This is a genomic window from Frankia sp. CcMO1, from assembly GCF_977945845.1.
In genome coordinates this window covers 8,795-26,380 of record NZ_CDWTMG010000046.1, presented here as the reverse complement: position 1 = coordinate 26,380, position 17,586 = coordinate 8,795, and the positions used below count along the sequence as shown (strand labels likewise).

Genomic DNA, 17,586 nt, shown 5'->3' with positions numbered 1-17,586 from the left:
GACAGGTCCACCGGTGCGGGCGGCGCGTCCTCCGCGCGAGGTCGCTGCCGGCCCTCGGGCCGGGAGCCGGCGAGGGCGGCGGAGCCGGCGAGGGCGATGACGACGATCCACGCGGACGACGTGTGCGCCCTGGTCAGCGCGGCCAGGGCGTGGAGCCAGCCCTGGCCGAGGTAGTCGCCGTCGCTGAACGTCTGGACGTCGCGGCCGTACCAGGTCGCCCCCGTGAAGAGGGCCAGGTTGACGGCGAAGGCCGCGATCCACGTATCCCGCCTCGCCAATCCTCGGTGCGCGCGGCCGGCCCAGAGCCCGGCCACCACCCGGCTGATCCCGACGGCTCCGACCAGCAGCAGGACCGGCAGCAGCAGGGTCACCGGCTCGCCCCACTGCGCGGCCCACCCGCCGCCGGCCGTCAGCGACACGCTGGTGACCTGGCCGGCGACCGTGCCGACACCGAGGACGGCGAGCAGGACCCACTGGTCCCGTCGTCGCCCGGGGTCATCGGCCAGGGCCTGCCGCCAGAGCCCGAGTCCCAGGGTGGCGGCAAGCAACGTTCCGGTCAGCAGCCCGGCGACCAGGGTGCCGGCACCGGCCACGGTGGTGGCGACGAAGAGGTCCTGCCACAGGTAGTGCACCGACCCCCACGTGGTGGCGAGCAGGGCGGCAAGGCAGAACACGTCCGCGCCCCGGGGCACGGCCAGCAGGGCGGGCCGGCGCAGGATCTCGACCCTTCGCTCACGAGTGGGGTGAGTGGCGAACGGGCGGGCTCGCCGGGGTCGGGGGGCACCGGCAGCTTTCAGCACCGCTTCCTGCTCTCCCGCGAGCCCGCCCCGCGCGGCACGCAGGTCCGCCTCGAGTTCGCGGGTGCGCAGCACGGAGAAGGACAGCAGCGCAGCGACGGCGAGCAGGATCCCGCCGCGGGCGCAGTAGTCCGCCAGCAGGTCCCGTCCGGGGCCGGATGGTCCGAGCCCCCTGCCCGCCATCCACTGCTGGATCTCCAGGATGACCGCTGGCGCGAGCAGGACGGGCAGCATGGCCCACCACACGCCCCGGGCCAGCCACACCAGGGTGACGTCTCCGGCTGCGACGTGCGCGAGCTCGTGCCGCAGTACCGCGTCGAGCTGAGCCGGGGACCGGGCCAGCAGGCCAGGCGGCAGCACGATCGTCGGCTGTCCGGGCCGGCCCGCGGTGTACGGCTCGCGAAGCCGCAGGGAACCGATCCGCACTCGCGGGCAGCGCCTCAGCCCCGCGGCCGCAGCCAAGTCGCCGACCCGGTCCTGCACCCACGAGGGCGCCGGCCCCGGACCGCCACGGCGCAGCGCCCGTTCGGCCAGGGCCAGCATGATTGCCAGTCCGATCAGCAGCGCGACGGCCGCGCCCACCACACCGGCCCAGCCCTGGCGGTGATCGGCCGGTGCGATGCACGGGTCGAAGACCGCCGACCACGCCGGCAGCCCGGCGGCGTCCTTCGGGAACGGCCCAGCGGCGGCGGCGCACCGCTGCAGCGCCGCGGCCCACTCCCGCCGGAAGAAGTCGTCGTGCACGAACCGGCCGGCGAAGGTCCCGGCAACCAGGAGAGCCACGACCAGCGTCAGGTACCCGCCCCGGGACGGCGTGGGCAGCGCGGCGGGTGCAGACCGCATCCCCGAACCTGACGCGGCCGGTGTCAGGGTGGTGCTCACGTGACCGTTCCCCAGACGCGAAGAACCTCGATCACGGCGTCCGCCGTGCGTTCCACGCTGTCGTCGTCGTAGCCCGACTCCACGGTGATGATCGCGAAAACAGCGCGGATCTCACGCTCCTCGTCCTGCCCGATGAGGCTGACCGTCAGCTCCGCCCTCGTCGTCGTCGACCGGACGGCCGGCGCCATCGGCGCCGCGGCCACGCCCGGGAACAGCCCGACCGCAGGATCTGCGAGTTCCGGACCCGCACCGTCCGGTCCGGCCGGCTGGTCAGGGATCGCCACGTGCCGACCGGCGCCGCGACGTCGGAAGACCGCGTCCAGGGCGCGCCGGGTCGGCTCGCTCAGGGCTTCGGCGGCGAGATTGCCCGCCGCCCCCACCACGACCTGACCCAGGACCGCGCACAGCGCCAGCGCGAGACCACTGATGGCGGGGAACTGGTTGCCGCCCAGCGCGACCGGCACCCGGCACCGCGCCGGTGACAGCACTGCCGAGGGCTCCGCCCGGAAACCTTCCACGACCGCCGGGAAGATCTCCAGCTCCGGGCCTGCGACCCGCGCGACGACGTCCCGGCTCACCGCCACGACATCGTCCATGGTCACGCCACCGCTGGACCGTTCGACGACGGTCCACGCATTCCGCTCGCGCCTGCCCCAAGCCATGCCCGTCGCCCCCCGTCGATGGCCCCGCCGAGAGATATTACACAACCCAAAGTGATCGATCGATCACTTGTCGCTAATTCCGGGCTGGACGCACGCCGGTCAGGCTCCGAGCCGGCGCAACCAGGAGCACTCGAGGGGGTCAGCGAATGCCCGTCCGGTGGCCCCGGTCGGCCGACCGGGCGCGAGACACCCCGCGGTGACCACCAGAACCTTCGGCTGATGTTCCCGTGGGCCCGTGGGCCCGTGGGCGAAGGTGCGATCGGCCGGAACGGTCGACCTCAGCTCGGTTGCTGGGCGGCGCGCGCCTGTCCGGTGCCGCGACCTTCGGGGGCGCGAGCTGATCAGGACGAGGTCGACCAGTCCTGCACGTCGATCCGCTGACCGCCGTACCGGGGGGCGAAGAAGCTCAGGACGTTCTGGGACTTCAGCCGTTGATGGTCGATGAGCGGGTCGGAGTAGTAGACGGGGTCGGACGTGTATCGAATTACCCAGTCGGTCCAGCCGGACGACTTCGAGGCTGTCTGCACATGCATCTTCTTCGTACTGGAGTCACCGCTGACCACGTAGAGGTTGTCGTTGGAGTCGACGGCGATGTCGCCACGGGCCATGCGCTCCAGGAACGGCGTGTACGTCTGATGCCAGACCTTGGAAGCCTTGTCCCGCCAGTAGTGCACGAGGACCGCGCTGTTGCGGGCCGATGTGAAGTCCGAGTTGTCGGCGGCGGACGACGGCAGGTGGGAGGCGAGCACGTGGACGACGCCGGCGGCGTCGACTACCTGCGACTCCTGGTTCATCAGGCCACGGTTCTGCCCGATCGACCAGACCTTGAGCGACGACGAGTCGGAGGTCAGCGGGCTGGACCCGGTGGTCGCGACGACATTGCCGGCGTTGTTGCGCCAGGTGCGGCCGTAGTCACGGCTGTAGGCGTAGTACAGGTCGTGATTGGTGCTGCCGTTGGGTGTCTCGCGGACGGTCCACGTGACGTGCAGCAGGTTCGTGGAGTCGTACTCGATGCCGAAGAGGTAGGCGTTGTTGTCCGCCGACGTCCCGTTGATGAACTGTCCGACGTAGGTCCAGGAACCGGACCGGTACTCGTAGAGCACCTCGTCACCCGCGCCGCTCGCCCCGGTGCGGATCGCGAGTTGCAACCTGCCGTCCGCCGCGCTCAAGAACTGCGGGTAGGTCACCTGCGACATGCTCGTGGACGTCAGGCTGGTCTGGACACCGCCGAAACTTCCCGTCGTCCAGCTCGCACTGTCCGGTGACGTCGCCATGCCGGCCACCGACTTGATGTAGCGGAGCTGGCTGGAGTGCATGTCGAACGCGAGATGGATCGTGCCGTCCGCGGGCGCGATCCCGAGACAGATGACGTTGTGCGAGTCGGTCGACGACGTCTGGTAGCTGGTGAGCCGCACGTTCTCCCATGACGTCGAGGGCAGTTTGCGGCGGGAGAGGTTGACGTAGCCGTCCTGGTCCCAGAAGGCGGCGTACTCCCACCCGTTGAAGGTCACGATGCCGTCCTGCTGGAACGACTCGCCGTTCATGTATCCGCTGTAGGACTCCGCGGTGCGGCCGTTCGTCGTCAGGGTGCTGATCGCCGTTCGCGTCACAGAGGGAGGCGCAGCCACTGCTTCGAGTGCCGGGGCGACGACCAGCAGGGCGCTCGTCGCCACCGCACCCGCAACCACGATCGTCATCCGTCGTGGGTTGATGAAACGTTTCATGTTCGGCGCCCGTTCTGCTGCGGACCGGATGTGGGGTTGGTCGCAATAGTGCAGTGTTTCCGCGACAAGTCAAGAGTTGCGGTTGGTCCGGTGCCGGGACGAACCGTCGTCCCGCGCCGATGCGGTCGGGCACCCGCCGGTAGTACGATAAGAACGAGTTCTAGTTTGGACAGGTGTTCAGCCAGGTGTCCAACCCCGTGGCACGGCCTCGACGGCAGGCGCCCGGGCCAGATCGGGAGACGGGAGGCCCGGTGAGAACCAGACTGCAGTGCCCCTGCGGCACGACCATCACCGGCTCGGACGAGGACGACCTCGTGGAGCGCGTCCAGGCGCACCTGGCCGCCGAGCATCCGGGCCACGAGTACGGACGGGACGAGATCCTCTTCCTGGCCATCTGAGGCTCGCCACGGGCTGGCCCGCTGCCGGAGCTCGGCTGCGTGACCTTCAGGTGAAGGGGAGTGGGAGGAGGCGCGATGCCGGGCGCAGAGGTGAAGCCGACCTTCTGCAGGATCTGCGAGCCGCTGTGCGGAATGCTCGCCACCATCGAGCAGGGGCGCCTGATTTCTCTGCGTCCGGACCCGGACCACCCGCTCTCCCGCGGTCAGGCGTGCCCCAAGGGCATCGCTTTCACCGAGGTGCAGAACGATCCCGACCGCGTGCTGCGGCCGTTGCGCCGGCTGCCGGACGGGACGTTCGAGGAGGTGTCGTGGGAAGCCGCGCTGGGTGACATCGCTGCGCGGCTGCGCCGGATCTGGGACGAGGCCGGCGGCGGCGCCCTGGGGAGCTATCTCGGAAACCCGCCGGCCTTCTCCTACTCGGCGCCGGTGTGGCTGGGCCTGCTGTGCCGGCGGTTGGGGGTCGTCCACCAGTTCACGTCCGGCTCGCAGGACATCAACAGCCGCTTCGTCGCCAGCAAGCTGCTCTACGGCGCGGCCAGCCAGTTGCCGTTCCCGGACCTGCCGCGGACCGACTTCCTGTTCATGCTGGGCGCGAACCCTCACGTGTCGCACGGCAGCGCCCTGACAGCGCCGCGCATCAAGGACGAGCTCAAGGGAATCGTGGCACGGGGCGGTCGGGTCGTGGTGGTCGACCCGCGACGCACCGAGACGGCGCGCGCCTACGAACACGTGCCCGTTCGTCCCGACGGTGACGCCTGGCTGCTGCTGTCGATGCTACAGGTGATCTTCGCCGAAGGGCGCGTCGATCGTGCGGCGATCGCGGAGCAGACCAGCGGCGTCGACTGGCTGGAGCGGGTCGTCGCGGGCTACCCACCCGAGGTGACCGAGCCGCAGTCGGGCGTCCCCGCCCAGATCGTGCGTGATGTGGCCCGAGACTTCGCGACCGCCCGCAGCGCCGCCGCCTACGGGCGTACGGGCGCGTGTCTCGGTCGCCACGGGACCCTCGTGAACTACCTGCTCGACGCGCTCAGCATCGTGACGGGCAATCTCGATCGGGCGGGCGGGACCCTGTTCTCGCACGGAGTGATCCCGTTGGAGGATCTCGCCGAGCGCGCCGGGATGATGACGTACGGCGCGAGCCGATCGCGGGTGGGCGACTTTCCCGACCTCATGGGGATGTTCCCGGCCGCGACCATGGCCGACGAGATCACCACACCCGGCCCCGGTCGGCTGCGGGCACTCATCGTCACCGGTGGCAATCCGGTGCTCACGGTCCCGGACGGCGCCCGACTCGCGACGGCGCTCGACCGGCTCGACCTCCTCGTGTCGCTCGACCTGTACGTCAACGAGACCAACCGCCACGCGCACTACGTGCTGCCGACCACGACGTTCCTCGAGCGGGAGGACCTGCCGGGCGTGCTCGCCGCCACCTCGGTGCGGCCGTTCTTCCAGGCCACGGGCGCCGTCGTGGAGCCGTACGGCGAGGCGCGTCAGGAGTGGCAGATCTACGAGGAACTGCTGCACCGGATGGGTTTGGCCGTGAACGGGCACGGTACGGGGATCGTCAATCGGGCCGTGCTTGCGCTTGAGCGCCGGGGGGTCGCGCGGGTGACCCCAGGACGCATGTTCGACCTGCTCCTTCGTCTGGGACGGTTCGGTGACCGGTTCGGGCTCCGGCGCGGCGGCCTGAGCGTGAGGCGGGCGCTCGCAGAACACCCGCATGGTGTCGTGCTGAGTTCCCATGCCGCCACCGGCCGGCGCAATCACGCCGTACGGCACCGCCACCACAAGGTGCGGCTCGACCCCCCGGAGATCGCGACCGAACTGACCCGCCTCGGTGACCGTCATCCGGCCGATCCGGACTACCCCTTGCGGCTGATCGGGATGCGGGAGATGCGCTCACAGAATTCGTGGCTGCACAACAGCGCCACCCTGATGAAAGGAAACCGAGTCCACGCCGCCCGGATCAACCCGATCGACGCGGACTCAGCCGGCCTGGTCGACGGCGGCCGGGTGCGGGTGGTTTCGCCGCTCGCCTCGATCGTTACTCAGGCGCACGTCACCGATGACGTCGGACCCGGCACGGTCGCCGTACCCCACGGCTGGGGGCACCAAGGGGGATGGCGACGCGCCAACGCCGCCAGCGGCGCCAACACCAACCTGTTGATGTCCAGCGACGCCGGCGACCTCGAGCGACTGGCGGGCATGGCAGTGTTGAACGGGGTTGCGGTGCGTCTGGAGCCGGTCCGGCCCTAACCCCTTCCGCCCGCCCGGGCACGGCGTGGACTTGACCTCCCGCCTGTTCCGGCGCTGCAGCGCACGCCACCACCACCTCACCTGTCGCCTCTGCCGTCCCACTTCTCAGCACCCGCCACCCGCGGTGGAGGTCGCCGCTCGGCCGAGTCGCGCGGTCGGCTGATCCACGGGTCGCGTTCGTGGACGACCACCTGATGTTCCGGCTCGGCATGGCGCCGCTCCTGGCGCGCCTGGACGGCATCGAGGCGACGCGGGATCTGGTCCGGCGACGTCCGGTCGAACACGCGGAACGTGCCCATCCAGTCCGGGCGCGATCGGGTCGCAACCCGACTCAGCAAAACTGCCCTGAAATCGTTTGCGACATCGCTGTCAGCAGACTTTCGCTGAGTGGAGTTGCGAGAGTCGCGGCGCCGCCACTCGCCATGCTCCCTCGGTTTGCTCGGTGCACGGAAGGGCCTGCTAGCGCGAGCTGTCTCCGGCCTTAGCGCCGTTGGGGAACGCCACACGCGACCCACGGCATCGCGAAAGCCCTTGACTGCTGCGGTGGAGGGACGTGGGTGTCACGGATCTCGCCCCCGCGGATCCGACCGCATCCGGCAATCGACAACCCCAGGCGACAGAAGGCGACGACCCGGCGCCCATGATCATCAATGCGTGACGTTGGTCACAGCGATGAATTGGGGTGGGCCACTCGTTGTGGCGGAGGCGCCGACCCCGGGGCGGCTGGCGTCAGGGGCCCGAACCCCACCGCGAACCCCTTTGCGGATTCCGGCACAAGGGGCATCCCGGGCTGTGGAATCAAATACCCGACTGCCGCTGACCTGCGGTGGAGCGCGCCCGAAGGGATTCGAACCCCTAACCTTCTGATCCGTAGTCAGATGCTCTATCCGTTGAGCTACGGGCGCATGATCTTGAGTTGTCACAACTGCAACACGGGGATGCCAACCTGACCGGAGGGCGACCGTCGCCGCCTCGACGGCCCGACAACCATAGCGGCTCCCACGGTGCCGCAAGAACTCGGTAGACGTGCGCCGGGCGACCACTCCCCGCTTCCGTCGTGGCCCCGAAGGGACCCGATGTCGGCGGCCGTCACGCGGTGTGGTGGGAAAATGCAAGGGCGGGGCAATGGTTGGCTCTGTTGGGTGTGACACACAGTAAACGTTGTCAAAGACACTGTGCGCCCGTGCATCAGAACTTTCTGCAACCTCTTGCAGTGCCCCTGCAAGTGATTCCATGCAGGTCAGGCCCTTGTGGCAATCATCACCAGACGCGGCGTCCTGACAAGTTTCGTTAACACGCCGGACGTCTTACTGTGGATTGATCCCGCGGACACCGGCGTTCCGGTCACTGACTGTAGTCGCTGGGGTCTTCATGGCTGGCCTTACCGACGGCCTCGTCGTCGTGCACCGGATCCAGCCCGGCGGACGCAGAACCACGAGGAAGGGCAGCCCCGTGACCACGATTGACAACTCTCGGACCACGACAGAGGTTCCAAATACCAACGGCCCCACCAAACATGCCCGTCTCGCCGCCTGGGTTGCCGAGGTCGCCGCTCTGACGGAACCGGACGCGATCCACTGGATGGACGGCTCCGACGCCGAGTACGAGCGGCTCGTGGCCGGGCTCGTGGCGGATGGCACCTTCGTCAAGCTCGACAAGAAGCCCGACTCCTACTGGTGCGCCTCCGACCCCAGCGACGTCGCCCGGGTCGAGGACCGCACCTTCATCTGTTCGGTCGACCCCGCCGACGCCGGTCCCACCAACAACTGGATGGACCCGGGCGAGATGCGGGCCCTCATGACGGGTCTGTACCGCGGTTCTATGCGCGGGCGCACGATGTACGTGATCCCGTTCTTGATGGGTCACCTGGACGCCCCGAGCCCCATGTTCGGCGTCGAGGTCACCGACAGTGCGTACGTCGCGGCGTCCATGCGGATCATGGCGCGCGTGGGGACCGCGGTTCTCGAGGCGATGGGCCAGGACGCTCCGTACGTCCCCTGCCTTCACTCGGTCGGTGCCCCGCTCGAACCCGGCCAGAAGGACGTTCCCTGGCCCTGCAACGAGACGAAGTACATCACCCACTTCCCCGAGTCCCGTGAGATCTGGTCCTACGGGTCCGGATACGGCGGGAACGCGCTGCTGGGCAAGAAGTGCTACTCGCTCCGCATCGCCAGCGTCATGGCGCGCGACGAGGGCTGGCTCGCCGAGCACATGCTGATCCTCAAGCTGACCAGCCCGGAGCGGAAGGTCTACTACATCGCCGCCGCCTTCCCGAGCGCGTGCGGCAAGACCAACCTCGCCATGCTGGAGCCGACCGTCCCGGGCTGGAAGGTCGAGACCCTGGGTGACGACATCGCCTGGATGCGGTTCGGCGACGACGGCCGGCTCTATGCCGTGAATCCCGAGGCCGGCCTGTTCGGCGTCGCGCCCGGCACCGGCTGGGAGACCAACCCCAACGCGATGCGTGCCATCGACAAGGGGAACTCCGTCTTCACGAACGTCGCGCTCACCGACGGCGGTGACATCTGGTGGGAGGGCATGACGCCGGAGCCTCCGGCGCACCTGACCGACTGGAAGCACCGCGACTGGACGCCGGACAGCTCCGAGCCGTCCTCGCACCCGAACTCGCGCTTCTGCACCCCGATCCGCAACTGCCCGATCCTGGCGCCCGAGTACGACGACCCCAAGGGCGTCCCGATCTCTGCGATCCTGTTCGGCGGCCGTCGCGGGACGACGATCCCCCTGGTGACCGAGGCCCGCGACTGGGTCCACGGCACGTTCCTCGGCGCCACCCTCTCCAGCGAGACGACGGCGGCGGCCACGGGTGCGGTCGGAGTCGTCCGGCGTGACCCGATGTCGATGCTGCCGTTCATCGGCTACCACATGGGTGACTACTTCCAGCACTGGCTCGACGTCGGCAAGGACGCCGACGCCAGCAAGCTGCCGAAGATCTTCTACGTGAACTGGTTCCGCCGCGACGGCGACGGCAAGTTCCTCTGGCCGGGCTTCGGCGAGAATTCGCGCGTCCTCAAGTGGGTCGTGGAGCGCATCGAGGGCCGGGCCGCCGCGGTGGAGACGCCGATCGGTCACGTCCCCACGACGGAGTCCCTCGACGTCGACGGCCTCGACCTCGATGAGGCGACGCTCCGGCGGGTGCTCGAGGTCGACGCGGAGGAGTGGAAGGCCGAGATCCCGCTCATCCAGGAGTGGTTCGACAAGATCGGTGAGAAGACGCCGACGACATTGCTCACGGAGCTCGACGGGCTGCGCGCCCGGCTCGGGCTCTCCTGATCGGAACCACCGCCGGCGGGCGTCGGCGAGGCCGACCGCCTGGGGTGGTGGACGAACGGCTCGGGGACCGGGTTCCCCTGCCCCCTGCTGCCCCGGGGCGGGTAGCCCCGGAACCTGGGCAACCGCAGGCCGGCCGACGACTCATCGGCCGGCCTGCGCCGCTATCCCGCGGCCGGGGGCAGGCAGCGCGCCTTCACTCGTAGAGCACGTACTCCGGTTCCGGGCGCAGCGCGAGCACCTGGGCCGGCGTCATGAGCGGCCCGTGCTCCGTGTCCTCGTCGAAGAACAGCTTGAAACCCGCGCGGACTTGCGGCGGCAGGGTCGCCGTGATCCGACGCCAGGTCGCGAGCTTGTCCGCGCGAGCGCCGATCCCGTCGACGCTCACGATGACGGGGACGCGCGGGTGGTGCCGCAGCTGGCCCACCTTGGAGATGATCCGGGGCGCCAGCTGGTGGACGACCATCGCCTTCTGCGGCAGCCGGTACATGGCCACGATCCGGTCCAGGTACGTGGCGACGGCGTCGAGTTCCCGCCCGCTGGTGCGCCCGTAGACGCGCCCCGGGACGCTCCCGGGGCCCACCGCCCACTCCGGGTCGAGAGCCAGCCCGACGTCCGGCTGCCGCAACCACCGCTCCAGGCCCCGGACCTCGGAGAGGAAGTCCGAGCGGCCGGGCTGGATGTTCAGCAGCAGCATCGCCCGGTGCCGCCGCGCGGCGGCCAGATGGACGTCGATCACGGCGTCGTCCACCCGCGTCCGGTACAGCCGGTCGCGGCCGGGCTTGGCCTGCGCGACCACCGCGATGAGCTCCAGCACCGGCATGGGTTCGCGCCGCCCCGCGTACCTGACGCCCAGACGTTCGATCTCCGCCACGCGGTCGTCGATCCTGCCGACCCCGAGCCTGCCGAACGCCGCCGTTCCGGGACCGCCGGCGAAGCCCACCAGCCGGTACCTCGGAAAGATCGACGTCCCGCCGCGGGGGAGCTGCGGTGGCTCCGGCGGGCGGGTCGCGCTCGGTGGGGCCGGGGCCGCGGACGGGGTCCCTGACGGTCCGGAGTCGGACCCGGCGTCGGTGGGTACGCCACCCGGCCGTGGCGCGCGCTCGCCCCCTGTCACGGCTTCCCTGGACGGCGTCGCGAGGAAGATCAGTCCGACCAGCGCCACGAGACAGGCGGATACGACGGCCCCGGTGGTGAGACGCGCAGTGATGAACGTCACGCGCGGCCGTGCCACTATGAGCCAACACCTCCCACGGCGTCCTCGGGGCGCGAGCCCGGGAACCGGACCGGGGTGGCCCGGGTGCCGACCGTGAGTTGGCACCCGGGGCCGATGACTGCGGAGGCGGCGGGATTTGAACCCGCGATGGGGTTGATGCCCCAAACCCGCTTAGCAGGCGGGCGCCATAGACCGGACTAGGCGACGCCTCCCATACCCCGTGACCGGGCAAGGGTAGCCGTCCTGCCGGACGTCGGGCAAAGCCGATCCGTAGCGGCGTGGGATGCGTAAGAGTTTGGCGGAGGGCAACGCTGCCTTTCGATGACCGTGCACGAATCGAACATGCCGGTATCGCCCAGGGATCGCCGGTGTAACGGAACGGTAGCTCGGTGCTGGTGTCGTGGAACAATGACACGCCGCCCGCCGGCAGCCGTTCGGAAGGAGGAGTGAGTGGCCCAGATCGAGTCGCACTCCCCTAGGCGGTCACGCCGTGAGGCGGAGCGGGCGGAGGCCTTCCGCAGGTACCCGTCCCCAGCGGCCGAACACGGGCCCGATCGCCACCCCGAGTCCAGAACCCCGGAGTACCGGACCCCGGAGTACCGGACCCCGGAGTACCGGACGCCGGAGTACGAGGCGGCTGAGTCGCGGGCGCCCGAGTACCTCACGCCTGAGCAGTACCGGGCACCTGAGCGCCGAACGCCCCCTGGGCAGTGGGCACCGCGGCCGAGCCATCCGAACCATCCGGAGCAACCTGCTCGGCGTACGGCCCAGCACCCGGCTGGCCCGTACCAGGCGGACCCGTACCAGGCGCGCACGTCGCAGGCCTCGCAGGACGGACGGCGCTCGCCGTCTCCCGGGTCGCCCGCCTATCCAGGGGCGCCTGCGGCTCCCGCCCAGCCGGGTTCCCGGCGCCCCGCACGGCGAGGGACGCCGCCGCCGGAACCGGAGGGGTACGCGCCGTCACCGTCGGACACGGCGTACCACGCGCCGTCGGGCGACCCGGCGCCCCACGCGCGGGCGCAGCCACCGGCCGACCGCGGCCAGCGGACGACGACGTACACCGCGGCGGGCGCCGCGGTCCCCAAGCACGCGCACGCCTCGCACGTGCACGCCGCGCCTCGACGCTCCCAGCGCTCGGCGGACCGGCTGCCCCCTCCTTCCGGGCCGCGGCGCCCGCAAGGACGCCGGCCGTCCGTCCTCTTCGCGCCGTTCCACGGCCCGCGCCGCGGCAGCCACGCGACGCCGCTCGGTCAGGGCTTCACCTGGGTCATCGCCTGGACCGTGCTCGGCGCCGTCGTGCCGGGATCCGGTCTCGTCGCGGCCGGACTGCGGCGGGTCGGCGGGCTTCTACTCGGGCTGGTCGGCGTCGGTGTCGTGCTGCTGGCAGCGGTCGCGCTGGTCGGCGACCCGATCGCGCGGGCGGCCGCCATCGCGGTCAGCCCGCAGAAGCTGCTGATCGTCGCGATCGTCGTCGCCTTGGGCGCCCTCGCATGGATCGCGCTCATCGTCGCCACCAACGGGCAGCTCCGGCGCTATGCCAACCTCACCGCGGCCCAGCAGGCGTTCTGCACGCTCATCGTCCTCGCGCTTGCGGCCGGCGTCGCGCTCCCGGCCTACAAGGTCGGCAGCTACGCCATGATCCAGCGCGACCTTGTCACCTCCGTCTTCTCGAACGGGAAGACGGACGGCCTGGCGCCCGACGCCGGCGCGGCTGACCCGTGGGCGGAAGTCCCGCGCGTCAACGTCCTGATGGTGGGCAGCGACGCCGGGCCCACCCGGACCGGTGTCCGGCCCGACACGCTGATCCTCGCGAGCATCAACACCAAGAGCGGGGACACCACGATGTTCAGCCTCCCGCGGAACCTCGAGCGGGTGCCCTTCCCGAGCGGCACCCCGGGCGCCGAGGCGTGGCCGAACGGATTCTTCTGCGAGTCGCACCAGTGCCTGCTGAACGCCGTCTGGCAGTGGGGCGAGCAGAACAAGAGCAAGTACTACCCGGACGACCCGCGTCCGGGCCTCACCGCGACCGAGCAGGCGGTGGAGGGCGTGCTGGGCCTTCGCGTGGACTACTACGCGCTCGTCAACCTCCAGGGTTTCCAGGACTTCGTGGACGCCATGGGCGGTGTGACGGTGGACGTGAAGCAGGACCTGCCGATCGGCGGCAACTCGAAGAACCGCCGCGCGGAGGGCTGGATCTACAAGGGCGACGACCAGAAGCTCAACGGGTTCAAGGCCCTGTGGTTCGCCCGGTCGCGCTGGTCCACGGACGACTTCGACCGGATCCGCCGCCAGCGGTGCGTGATCGGCGCCGCGATCCAGCAGGCGGATCCCAAGAAGCTCGCACTCGGGTTCCCGAAGCTCGCGTCCGCGGCGAAGGACAACCTCGCGACGGACATCCCGCAGCAGCACCTGCAGGCCTGGGTCGGACTGGGCCTGAAAGTCAAGGGGTCGAGCGTCCGGAGCCTCGCGTTCACCAACGAGGTCATCGCCGACCGCAGCAACCCCGACTTCCCCGCCATGCGGGACCTCGTGCAGAAGGCGCTCAACCCGCCGAAGAAGGCGACCAAGGCGCCCAGCGCGACCGCGTCCACCCCGTCCGGCGGGACCGGAACGGGTGCGTCGGGGCAGGACCCGAAGCAGTCGGCCGAACCGAAGGACCCGAAGGAAGCGCAGGACGTCAAGGACGTCTGCTAGGGCCCCATGCGTCGATCATGCAATTCGGGACGATCATGCAATCCCGGCTTCATCGCTCTCCTGTCAGGTGCGTGACCGGGGCTCTTCGAAGAGCCGGGATTGCATGATCGTCCCCGATTGCATGATCGACGCCTAGCGGGCGGCGGCCTCGCTCGACTCCGGGGTGACGACGTCGAGGCCGCCCTCGGCGTACCGGGCCCGCAGCACCTTCTTGTCGAACTTGCCGACGCTGGTCTTCGGGACCTCCGGGATGAACGCCCACCGCTCGGGCACCTGCCACTTCGCGACCCGCCCGGCCAGGAACGCCTGCAACTCCGCTGGGTCGGCCTCCTCGCCCTCCTGGACGACCACGGTGGCCAGCGGTCGCTCGCCCCACTTCTCGTCCGGGACGCCGATGACGCTGGCCTCGCGAACCTTGGGGTGCGCCATCAGGTGGTTCTCCAACTCCACGGAACTGATCCACTCACCACCCGACTTGATCACGTCCTTGGAACGGTCGGTGAGCCGCAGGAAGCCGTCGGGTGTCAGCGTGCCGACGTCGCCCGTGCGCAGCCAGCCGTCGTGGAACTTCTCCGGGTCGTCGTCCTGGTAGTACGAGCCCGTGATCCAGGGACCGCGCACCTCCAGCTCACCGACGCTCTCGCCGTCCCGGGGCATGACCGAGCCGTCCGGGCCTACCAGCCGGCCCTCCACGGACAGGGCCAGCCGCCCCTGCGACGTCCGGTACGACCACTCCTCGTCGCCCGTCGCCGCCGCGGGCGGGACCGCGACGGTGCCCAGCGGCGACATCTCCGTCATCCCCCACGCGTGCAGGACACGGACGCCGTGCCGCTCCTCGAACGCCTTCATCAGCGCCGGGGGGCAGGCGGAACCGCCGACGAGGGCCATCGTCAGGCTAGAGACGTCGATCGCCGGGTTGGTGTCCAGGTGGTGCAGCAGGTCGTTCCAGATCGTCGGGACGGCTGCGGCCTTGTTGATCTTCAATGTCTCGATCATCGTGGCGAGCGGGGCAGCCTGTAGAAACCGATCCGGCATCACGAGGGTCGCGCCGGTGGCGAGCCCTGCGTAGGACAGGCCCCACGAGTTCGCGTGGAAGAGGGGCACGATTGCCAGCACCCGGTCGCCGTCCGTCAGGCTGAGGCCGATGTTCATGCCGGCCTGCAGCGAGTGCAGGTAGTTCGACCGGTGCGAGTAGACGACCCCCTTGGGGTTGCCGGTCGTGCCCGACGTGTAGCACATGGCGGCCGCGGTGTTCTCGTCCACTTCCGGCCAGGTGAAGTCGTCGGACTCGGCGTCAAGGAGCGCGCGGTAGTCGTGCACCTGCCGGGCGCCGCCGCCCGCCAGCGCGGCCCTGACCTCGTCGGTGACGGCGCCATTGACGATCACGTGCTTGACCGTCGGCATGTGGGCCACGAGCTTGCTGAACGGCTCGGCGAGCGTGCTGTCCACGGCGACGACGTAGTCCTCGGCGTGGTTGACGCAGTAGATCATCTGCGGCGGGAAGAGCCGGATGTTGATCGTGTGCATCACCGCGCCCATGCTCGGGACGCCGAGGTACAGCTCGAGGTGCTCCTCGTTGTTCCACATGAACGTGCCCACCCGCTGGTCGCCGTCAACGCCGAGCCCCCGCAGGGCGTTGGCCAGCCGCCGGCAGTCACGCCCGACGTCGCCGTAGGTGGACCGGCGCGGGCCTTCGGCCCCCCAGGTGATCACTTCCGATTCGGCGTACGCCGTGCTGCCGTAGTCGAGGATGCGGGAGATCAGGAGCGGGACTGGCTGCATGGTGCTGCGCACGCGGACCACCTCATCGTCGTCAACCGGCTGCTGCCAGCCAGCGTGCCGCAAGCTCGGCGCGCAGGTCCATCAATCCGGACACGGTTCCCACACCCACCGCGGCCACGAGCTCGCCACCGCCCGGACCCGACCGCCGGTAGGCCGCCACGAGGGGGCCGCCGTCGACGTCGCCGTCCACTATCGCCACCTCGTCGGCCAGTTCCGGCGCGCCGAAACACTGGATCGTGATCTCGTACTGGTCGCTCCAGAACGAGGGGACGGGGGCGAACGGCTCAGGGTCCGGCTCGGCACCGGTCAGCCCGGCGACCAGCGCCGGTGCGGCCCGCTTCGCCATCAGGGGCGGCAGGTCGAAGTGCTCGATGCGGCGGGCCAGCCCGGGTGTGAGCGGGTGCGGGAACCGGGCGACGTCGCCCACCACGACGACGTCCGGCCGGGGGACGCCGTCCGCGACCGCCCGCATCCAGGGGTCGCACAGGACCCCGTCGGAGAGGTCCAGGCCCGATCCGGCCAGCCACTCGGTGGCCGGGACGGACCCGACCGCCTCGACGACGACGTCGGCCGGCAGCCGCAGGCCGTCATCGAGGACGAGGCCGTCCTCGTCGGTGCTCGCGGGCAACCGGCCCAGGTGGAACCGCACACCTGCCGCCTCGTGGCGCCGTCGCATGGCGGCACCGACCAGGGTGCCGAGAGGCCGGATCATCGGTTCCGGCTCCGGGGCGACGACGTCGACGCCGCATCCGAGCCCGTTCGCCGTCGCGGCGATCTCGCAGCCGAGGAAGCCGGCGCCGACGACGACGACCCGCGCCCCCGGCCGCAGGTGCGGCCGCACCGCCTGGGTGTCGTCGTAGCTGCGGATCACGAACGGCTGCATCGGGCCGGGCAGGTCGAGCCGGCGAGGCCGCAGGCCGCTGGCGATGACCAGACCGTCCCAGGTCAGCGACTCGTCGCCGGTTTCCAGGGTCAGGGTGCGGTCGGTCAGCGAGACCGCCGTCACCGCCCGGCCCAGGCGCCAGTCGACGTCCGCGACGGTGCGCCTCTGCCGCAGCGCGATCCGGCCGATGTCGTCGGCCCCCGCCAGCGCGGTCTTGGACAAGGGTGGCCGTTGGTACGGCCGGTAGGGCTCGTCGCCCACCACGATCAGCTCGTCCGCGAACCCCGCGGCGCGCAGCGACTCCGCCGTCCGCAGTCCGCCGACGCCGGCTCCCACCACCACGATCCTGGACACCGGGCTCCTCCCGCTCGCGACCTGGAGGCTCACATGGTGCCGCACGCCGCGATGCGCGGGACCGTCAGGCGTTCCAGCGCTCGATCACCGGGACACCGCGATCCCAGCCGAGGATTCCCACCGCCGCGGTCTCGAAGGGAAAGTGCTCGCCCAGCCCCGGCTCGGCGCCGATCCAGCGCACGGCGAGCACCCGGCTGAAGTGACCGTGTGTGACGAGCAGGACGCGCTCGTGCTGCTCCTCCTCGACACGGACACGGGCGATGACGGCGTCGGCGCGTGCCGCCACCTGGTCGACGGTCTCGCCGGCAGGGGCGCCGTCGCGCCACACCGTCCAGTCCGGCCTGGTCTCACGAATCTCGCTGCGCGTCAGGCCCTCGTAGTCGCCGTAGTCCCACTCGACGGCCCGCGGCTCGACCTCGGCCCGCAGGCCGGCGAGCTCCGCCGTCCGACGGGCACGGCTGCGCGGGCTCGCCAGTACGAGGCCGAACGTCACGCCCCCCAGCTTGCTGCCGAGTTCGGTGGCCGCCGCCTCGCCGGCCGGCGTCAGCGGGAGGTCGGTGCGTCCCGTGTGGCGGCCGTCCCGGCTCCACTCCGTCTGGCCGTGCCGGACGAGCCACAGTTCCTGATCAGCCACTCAGAGCCTGTTTTGG

Annotated in this window: 11 protein-coding genes and 2 tRNA genes; 4 read left to right on the top strand and 9 right to left on the bottom strand. The window is 70.5% G+C overall.

Translation table 11 applies throughout. The features are described from left to right. From AC08OU_RS08725 to AC08OU_RS08715, 3 genes are all read right to left on the bottom strand, one after another. Positions 1-1,640 (bottom strand): M48 family metalloprotease (locus AC08OU_RS08725; RefSeq protein ID WP_476604626.1); only part of this gene is annotated, 1,640 nt, incomplete at its 3' end. A 35-nt stretch (positions 1,641-1,675) separates the two neighbouring features. Further along, on the bottom strand, positions 1,676-2,341 hold the full coding sequence (locus AC08OU_RS08720; protein WP_476604625.1) for a hypothetical protein: 666 nt from the start codon (positions 2,339-2,341) through the stop codon (positions 1,676-1,678). Positions 2,342-2,682: 341 nt separating this feature from the next. Further along, positions 2,683-4,065, bottom strand: coding sequence for a BNR repeat-containing protein (locus tag AC08OU_RS08715; protein WP_476604624.1), 1,383 nt, complete (start codon positions 4,063-4,065; stop codon positions 2,683-2,685). Positions 4,066-4,316: 251 nt separating this feature from the next. On the opposite strand from AC08OU_RS08715, the gene AC08OU_RS08710 reads away from it, so the two are divergent. Both AC08OU_RS08710 and AC08OU_RS08705 read left to right on the top strand, forming a co-directional pair. Continuing rightward, on the top strand, positions 4,317-4,463 hold the full coding sequence (locus AC08OU_RS08710; protein ID WP_476604623.1) for a DUF1059 domain-containing protein: 147 nt from the start codon (positions 4,317-4,319) through the stop codon (positions 4,461-4,463). Between the two features lie 75 nt (positions 4,464-4,538). Beyond that, positions 4,539-6,719: a molybdopterin-dependent oxidoreductase gene (locus AC08OU_RS08705; protein WP_476604622.1), complete on the top strand. Its 2,181-nt coding sequence runs from the start codon at positions 4,539-4,541 to the stop codon at positions 6,717-6,719. Between the two features lie 832 nt (positions 6,720-7,551). On the opposite strand, the gene AC08OU_RS08700 is transcribed toward AC08OU_RS08705, so the two are convergent. Further along, positions 7,552-7,624: transfer RNA gene (locus AC08OU_RS08700), tRNA-Arg, on the bottom strand. Positions 7,625-8,171: 547 nt separating this feature from the next. Here AC08OU_RS08700 and AC08OU_RS08695 point away from each other — a divergent pair. Then, positions 8,172-10,010 (top strand): phosphoenolpyruvate carboxykinase (GTP), encoded by a 1,839-nt coding sequence (locus AC08OU_RS08695; RefSeq protein WP_476604621.1) that lies wholly within the window; start codon positions 8,172-8,174, stop codon positions 10,008-10,010. Between the two features lie 193 nt (positions 10,011-10,203). On the opposite strand, the gene AC08OU_RS08690 is transcribed toward AC08OU_RS08695, so the two are convergent. Next, positions 10,204-11,226 (bottom strand): hypothetical protein, encoded by a 1,023-nt coding sequence (locus tag AC08OU_RS08690; RefSeq protein WP_476604620.1) that lies wholly within the window; start codon positions 11,224-11,226, stop codon positions 10,204-10,206. 118 nt (positions 11,227-11,344) lie between these two features. Then, positions 11,345-11,435, bottom strand: a tRNA-Ser gene (locus AC08OU_RS08685). Between the two features lie 238 nt (positions 11,436-11,673). On the opposite strand from AC08OU_RS08685, the gene AC08OU_RS08680 reads away from it, so the two are divergent. Continuing rightward, positions 11,674-13,917: an LCP family protein gene (locus tag AC08OU_RS08680; RefSeq protein WP_476604619.1), complete on the top strand. Its 2,244-nt coding sequence runs from the start codon at positions 11,674-11,676 to the stop codon at positions 13,915-13,917. Positions 13,918-14,049: 132 nt separating this feature from the next. On the opposite strand, the gene AC08OU_RS08675 is transcribed toward AC08OU_RS08680, so the two are convergent. The 3 genes from AC08OU_RS08675 to AC08OU_RS08665 form a co-directional block, all read right to left on the bottom strand. Continuing rightward, positions 14,050-15,711, bottom strand: a complete 1,662-nt coding sequence (locus AC08OU_RS08675; RefSeq protein WP_476604618.1) for a long-chain fatty acid--CoA ligase — start codon at positions 15,709-15,711, stop codon at positions 14,050-14,052. A 19-nt stretch (positions 15,712-15,730) separates the two neighbouring features. Next, positions 15,731-16,936: an NAD(P)/FAD-dependent oxidoreductase gene (locus tag AC08OU_RS08670; RefSeq protein ID WP_476604617.1), complete on the bottom strand. Its 1,206-nt coding sequence runs from the start codon at positions 16,934-16,936 to the stop codon at positions 15,731-15,733. A gap of 64 nt (positions 16,937-17,000) precedes the next feature. Next, a complete protein-coding gene (locus tag AC08OU_RS08665; RefSeq protein ID WP_476604616.1) occupies positions 17,001-17,570 on the bottom strand; it encodes a histidine phosphatase family protein in 570 nt (189 codons plus the stop codon). Between the last annotated feature and the right edge of the window lie 16 nt (positions 17,571-17,586).